Genomic DNA, 7,042 nt, shown 5'->3' with positions numbered 1-7,042 from the left:
CGAGCCGGCTGGGGCTTTCTAGACGTTGCTGTCTAGAGCAGCAGGCTCAACAGCAGTTATGGAAGCATAATCTGACAGAAAAACAGCACAACTACCGTACTCTACTCAGTATCGCTATCAGTTAGGGTTCCGAGACCAACTCAAGAGCCGACGGGAGACCAGACCCAATCGTTCCATATCGCGCTAAGAGGTTTATGCCGTGCGAGCCGTACACGGATCCGAGCGTTCGAGACGCGTACCGGCCGACTTTTTGCCGGCCGCGGCGGAGCGTCGGCCATGACCGATTTCGATCCCGAGAAATTCGAGGACAAGTACGTCCACTACTTCCAGGAACTCCAGCGGGCGTACAAGAACGCCTTCAACCAGATGAACGAGCGGTACGACTCCGAACTGATCCACGGCATCGACCAGATGGTGCTCAACGAGTCGGAACCGTTCTACGAGGACGGGGAGTTCCGGGTCGAACTCCCCGAGAACCCGCGGGAGCGGCTCACCGGCGTGCTGGTCGACGACGAGAAGTTCGAGGAGACGCTCGAGGTGTACGTCGAGACCATCGAGGAGGAGCTCCACCGGGTTCTGGGCGTCGAGAAGCCCTGACGTGGCGGGTTCTCGTCCGCGCGGCGCACACCTGAACCAAAGGCATAAGCCGCCACACTGCCAAGCACGCGTATGAGCACGGAACCCGCGAACGCGGAGGACGACCTGCGCGACCGCATCACGAACTTCCTGCGGCGCAACTTCCCCCAGATCCAGATGCACGGCGGCGACGCGGCCATCAGCCACCTCGACCGCGAGGCGGGCGAGGTCCACATCCAGCTCGGCGGCGCCTGTTCCGGCTGCGGCATCTCGCCGATGACGATCCAGGCGATCAAGTCCCGGATGGTCAAGGAGATCCCGGAGATCGACACGGTCCACGCCGACACGGGCATGAGCGCCGGCGCGGACGGCGACCTCGGCGGCACCAGCAGCGGTGACAGCGGCATGAGTCCCTCGTTCCCCGGCGAGTCCGACGGCGAGGACGACGAAGGCCCGCAGGCCCCGTTCTGAGGCCGTCTTCTTCCCGTTTTTCTCACCTCCGGAGCGGCCGCGCTGTTCGAGCCGTTCCCGACAGCACGACCGAGGCACTCGGAGGCACACGACTGAGTGCCATCCGTGCGTGCGACAGTCCCGCCTCCGGAAACGGCGTAGATCGCCGTCTCGAACGGTTGTAACGCGGATTTCGTCCGGGGCGTCGTGTTCGACCGTGGCCGATGCCGACGCCCCGATAAATCAGATAGCGCGATACAGAAATGCGCCATCGAGTCACGTCCGAGGGCGAGGTGCGGCGGACGGGGAACGCTTTTTGCTCGCGGCGCGTCACTCGACTCCATGAACTATCGGGAGGTCGAGTCGAGCGCGGAGTACGTCGCTCGACTGGAGACGGGCGCCGACTGGCGCGAGGAGATCGAGTCGCTGGCCCGCGCGGAGGACGTCGAGGCGGGCTGGTTCACGGCGATGGGCGCGGTGCAGGACGCGGACGTCTGGTTCTACGACCAGAAGGAGACGGAGTACCAGTCGGTGACGTTCGACGAGCCGCTGGAGGTAGCCGCCTGCGTCGGGAACGTCTCGCTGCTGGAGGGGGAGACGTTCGCGCACACGCACGCCGTGCTCTCGCGGCCGAGCGGGCAGGCGCTCGCGGGCCACCTCGACTCCGCGACCGTGTGGGCGGGCGAGGTGTACCTGCGCGCGTTCGAGGAGCCGCTGGAGCGGGCGCACGACGAGGCGACCGACCTGGACCTCTGGCTGTGATGCCCGCGGGCGCGTGGCGGGGGGTGCGGTGACGTGCGGCCCGACGACGAGCGCTACTTCGCGCGGATCGAGGACCGGCTGGACGAGGCGTTCGAGGTGGCCGAGGCCGCGAAGGCGCAGGGGAAGGACCCGGAGGCCGAAATCGAGATCCCGGTCGCCCGGGACATGGCGGACCGCGTCGAGAACATCCTCGGCATCGACGGCGTCGCGGAGCGCGTCCGCGAGCTGGAGGGGCAGATGTCCCGCGAGGAGGCGGCCCTGGAGCTGGTGACGGACTTCGTCGAGGGGACCGTCGGCGACTACGACTCTCGCGCGGGCAAGGTCGAGGGCGCGGTCCGGACCGCGGTCGCGCTGCTGACCGAAGGGGTCGTCGCGGCACCCATCGAGGGGATCGACCGCGTCGAGCTGCTGGAGAACGACGACGGCACGGAGTTCATCAACGTCTACTACGCCGGCCCGATCCGCTCGGCGGGCGGGACCGCACAGGCGCTGTCCGTGCTCGTCGGCGACTACGCCCGCGCGCTGCTGGGTATCGACGAGTACAAGGCTCGGTCCGAGGAGGTCGAGCGCTACGCCGAGGAGGTCGCGCTGTACGACAAGGAGACCGGCCTGCAGTACACGCCGAAGGACAAGGAGACGAAGTTCATCGCCGAGCACATGCCGATCATGCTGGACGGCGAAGCGACCGGCGACGAGGAGGTGTCCGGCTTCCGCGACCTCGAACGCGTCGACACCAACTCCGCCCGCGGCGGGATGTGTCTGGTTCTGGCCGAGGGGATCGCGCTGAAGGCCCCGAAGATCCAGCGTTACACCCGCGAGCTCGACGAGATCGACTGGCCGTGGCTGCAGGACCTCATCGACGGCACCATCGGGAAGGACGGCGGCGACGAGACCGAAAGCGACGGGGCGGAGGCCGAGGGAGAGGCCGAGGACTCGGAAGGGTCTGCGGCCGCCGACGCGGACGGCGCGGGCGAGACCGTCGCTGACGAGGCCGGGTCCGAAGACGAACCGGAAGGGAACGAACCCGCCGGCCCGGAGCGCGTCGAGCCCGCCACGAAGTACCTGCGCGACCTGATCGCGGGACGGCCGGTGTTCTCGCACCCTTCGGAGTCGGGCGGGTTCCGGCTCCGATACGGCCGCGCGCGCAACCACGGGTTCGCGACCGCGGGCGTCCACCCCGCGACGATGCACCTCGTGGACGACTTCCTCGCGACCGGGACGCAGATCAAGACCGAGCGCCCGGGGAAGGCCGCGGGCGTCGTCCCGGTCGACTCCATCGAGGGCCCGACCGTGAAACTCGCCAACGGCGAGGTGCGCCACATCGACGACCCCGAGGAGGCGCTGGCGGTCAGGAACGGCGTCGAGAAGATCCTCGACCTCGGCGAGTACCTCGTCAACTACGGCGAGTTCGTCGAGAACAACCACCCGCTCGCGCCCGCCTCCTACGTCTTCGAGTGGTGGGTACAGGATTTCGAGGCGGCGGGCGCGGACGTGCAGGCGCTCCGTGACGACCCCCGCGTGGACCTGGAGCACCCCTCCGTCGAGGAGGCGTTCGAGTGGGCGCGCGAGTACGACTGCCCGCTCCACCCCGACTACACCTACCTCTGGCACGACGTGAGCGTCGCGTCGTTCCTGACGCTCGCGGAGGCGGTCGCGGACGGCGACGTGGTCGAGGGCGTCCTCGCCATCGAGCACACGGACACCACGCGCGCGGCGCTTGAGCGCCTGCTCGTCACGCACACCGAGACGCCGGACTCCCTGCGGATCCCCGAGTGGCGCCCGCTCGCGCACTCGCTCGGGCTCGGCGACGGGCTCCGGAAGGAGTGGGACGAGTCGGACCTCTCCGAGGCCGCCCTGAACTGGGCCGACGGCGAGAACGCGACGAAGGCCGTCAACGAGGTCGCGCCCTTCGAGATCCGGGAGCGCGCGCCGACCCGGATCGGGAACCGGATGGGTCGCCCGGAGAAGTCCGAGAGCCGCGACCTCTCCCCCGCGGTTCACACCCTGTTCCCCATCGGCGAGGCCGGCGGGACGCAGCGCGACGTAGCCGAGGCGTCCCGACAGATGGACGACCAGGGTCGCCGCGGCGTGTTGAACGTCGAGGTCGCGGATCGGGTCTGTCCCGACTGCGAGAGCCACACTTACCGCAACGCCTGTCCGGACTGCGGGACCCACACCGAACCGCACTACGAGTGCGGCCAGTGCGGCACCGAGTGCGAGCCCGACGAGGCCGGCCGTGTCGTCTGCCCGCGCTGCGAGTGGGAGGTCACGGCTGCGGACCGCCGCGAGATCGACGTGCACGCCGCCTATCGCGACGCGCTAGAGTCGGTCGGCGAGCGCGAGTCCGCCTTCGAGATCCTGAAGGGGGTGAAGGGGCTCACCTCGACGAACAAGACCCCCGAGGCCATCGAGAAGGGCGTCCTCCGCGCGAAGAACGGCGTCACGTCGTTCAAGGACGGCACCGTCCGCTACGACATGACGGACCTCCCGGTCACGTCCGTCCGCCCCGCGGAGCTCGACGTGACCGCGGACCACTTCCGAGAGCTGGGGTACGAGACGGACATCGACGGCGAACCCCTGCGCCACGACGACCAGCTGGTCGAGCTGAAGGTGCAGGACATCGTCCTCTCGGACGGCGCGGCCGAGCACATGCTCAAGACCGCGGACTTCGTCGACGACCTGCTGGAGCAGTTCTACGACCTGCCGGCCTTCTACAACGTCAACGAGCGCGACGAGCTCGTCGGCGAACTCGTCTTCGGGATGGCCCCCCACACCAGCGCCGCGACCGTCGGCCGCGTCGTGGGGTTCACCTCGGCGGCGGTGGGTTATGCTCACCCGTACTTCCACGCGGCGAAGCGCCGGAACTGCTTCCACCCCGAGACGAAGGTGTGGTACGAGGACAAGTCCGGAACGTCACACCACGCGGAGATCGCCGACTTCGTCGAGCGCTATCTCGAGCGTTCCGAGGTCGAAGAGGACGACTTCGGAACTGTCGTCGGGAGGCTCGACGGCGTCGAGTCCGAGGTTCGTGTCCCGTCGATGAGCGCTAACGGAGAACAGGAGATGCAGCGGGTCGAGGCCGTGAGTAAGCATCCCGCACCTGACCACCTGATCCGTATTCGCACGCGATCGGGCCGTGAACTGAAACTCACACCGGACCACGAGGTCCACGTGTACGAGGGCGAAGCCGACGAACTCGTCGGGAAGGAGGCGCGAGAACTCGACGCGACCGACCGGCTCGTCACGCCCAGCTCGGTCGACCGGGACGGACGGACGGAGTCTACAAAGCGGTTCGATCTGCTCGAAGAGTTCATCGAGACCGAGGAGATCGCGAACGACCGCCTCATGGTGAAGGGGATGGAGAAGGACTGTCTCTACGACCTGTTTGAGGGAACGTTCGCGGACGACTGGGAGGGACAGTTCTACCCGCTGCAGAGCATGACGGAGGTCTTCGGGACGAACAAGAAGACGCTGAGCAACTACCTCTACCGCGGCAGCTTCCCGGTGTCGTACCTCGAACAATGCTTCTCGTCCGTGGACGACCTGCTGGCGTTCGTGCCAGAGGACGTGACGCTCGGAGTGAAGCGCGACCGGACCGAGATCGATCGGTTCGTCGAACTCGACGAGCGAGTCGCGACGCTCCTCGGATACTACGCGGCGGAGGGCTTTGCCCGGGAACAGGAGACCCCGGAGGGAACGATCCATCAGACGACGATCTGCGGGACCGAAGAGGAGGCACGCCAGTTCTTCCTGCGGACCCTTCGTGACGAGTTCGGGGTCGAACCGTACGAGGAGAACCACGCGAAGGTGACGGTTTCTGGGCGTCTTCTCCGGATATTCTTCGACACGGTTCTGAACGCGGGGAACGACGCGCACACGAAACGCGTTCCGGCACCGATATTCGACGCGTCCGAAGAGGTGATCGCGGCGTATCTCGGTGGGTACGTCAGCGGCGACGGAAACGTCGATGCCGACTCGCTTCTCGTTCAGGCGACGACTGTCAGCGCCGAACTCAAGGAGGACGTGCTCGCACTCCTCTCCGCCCTCGGAATAAAGGCGACCGTCGAGCGGCCGACGCGCGTGCCGCTACACGTGAAATTCCCCGAGTTCTACGAGGAGGACTACGATTCTCTGACGGCACAGAGCTACGTCATCGGGATCTCCTCGGAGGACGCCGTTTGGTTCTCCGAACTCGTGAACGTTCACATGACCCGGAAGCAGGATCGTCTGCAGAGGCGCACTACGGAGATCGAACCACGGAGTCGTCGCGTGTTCGACGGCGGGTCTGGAGAGTACCTGCTTGAGGAGATCGACGACATCCGAACCGTCGAAAGCGACGCCGACCACGTCTATTGTCTCACGGTCGCGGAGACGCACTCGCTTGTCGCAAACGACATGTCAGTTAAGCAATGCGACGGCGACGAGGACTGCGTCATGCTCCTGATGGACGGTCTGCTGAACTTCTCGAAGGAGTTCCTCCCCGACAAACGCGGCGGCCGGATGGACGCGCCGCTGGTGATGTCCTCGCGGATCGACCCCGCGGAGATCGACGACGAGGCGCACAACATGGACATCGTCCGGCAGTACCCCCGCGAGTTCTACGAGGCGACCGTCGAGATGGCCGACCCCGAGAGCGTCGAGGACCTGATCAAGCTCGGCGAGGACACCCTCGGCACCGACGACGAGTACCGCGGCTTCGAGCACAGCCACGACACGACGGACATCGCGATGGGGCCGGACCTCTCGGCGTACAAGACCCTCGGCTCGATGATGGACAAGATGGACGCCCAGCTGGAGCTGTCCCGGAAGCTCCGCGCGGTCGACGAGACCGACGTGGCCGAGCGCGTCATCGAGTACCACTTCCTCCCGGACCTGATCGGGAACCTCCGGGCCTTCTCGCGACAGGAGACGCGGTGTCTGGACTGCGGCGAGAAGTACCGCCGGATGCCCCTGTCGGGCGACTGCCGCGAGTGCGGCGGCCGCGTCAACCTCACCGTCCACGAGGGCTCCGTCAACAAGTACATGGACACCGCCATCGAGGTCGCCGAACGGTACGGCTGCCGCGACTACACGAAACAGCGGCTCTACGTGCTGGAGAAATCGCTGGAGTCCGTCTTCGAGGACGACACCAACAAGCAGAGCGGGATTGCTGACTTCATGTAAACCGACCTTTTTCTGCGTCGGGTCGCGCCGGCGCAGGCGCCGCGCTCACCCGTCCTTGAAAAATGTCGATCAAAAAGGGCCGCGGTCGGCG

The 7,042-nt window shown here is 66.6% G+C and carries 4 protein-coding genes; all 4 read left to right on the top strand.

The window, feature by feature from the left end:
- Positions 1–276 precede the first annotated feature (276 nt).
- The 4 genes from ACQE3L_RS12205 (at position 277) to ACQE3L_RS12190 (ending at position 6,951) form a co-directional block, all read left to right on the top strand.
- Complete coding sequence (locus ACQE3L_RS12205) at positions 277–597, top strand: DUF5783 family protein (RefSeq protein WP_058365772.1); 321 nt, start codon at positions 277–279, stop codon at positions 595–597.
- 72 nt (positions 598–669) lie between these two features.
- Entirely contained in the window at positions 670–1,047 is a 378-nt protein-coding gene (locus ACQE3L_RS12200; protein ID WP_426964103.1) for a NifU family protein, read from the top strand.
- Positions 1,048–1,368: 321 nt separating this feature from the next.
- Positions 1,369–1,788, top strand: coding sequence for a PPC domain-containing DNA-binding protein (locus ACQE3L_RS12195; protein WP_426964101.1), 420 nt, complete (start codon positions 1,369–1,371; stop codon positions 1,786–1,788).
- Between the two features lie 33 nt (positions 1,789–1,821).
- Positions 1,822–6,951 carry a DNA polymerase II large subunit gene (locus tag ACQE3L_RS12190; RefSeq protein WP_426964100.1) on the top strand — a complete coding sequence of 1,710 codons (5,130 nt, stop codon included), beginning with the start codon at positions 1,822–1,824 and terminating at the stop codon, positions 6,949–6,951.
- Positions 6,952–7,042: the final 91 nt, after the last annotated feature.

Origin of the sequence: Haloparvum alkalitolerans (assembly GCF_050122995.1) — an archaeon.
Classification (GTDB): Archaea; Halobacteriota; Halobacteria; order Halobacteriales; family Haloferacaceae; genus Haloparvum; species Haloparvum alkalitolerans.
This window is presented reverse-complemented; position numbering and strand designations above follow the sequence as displayed.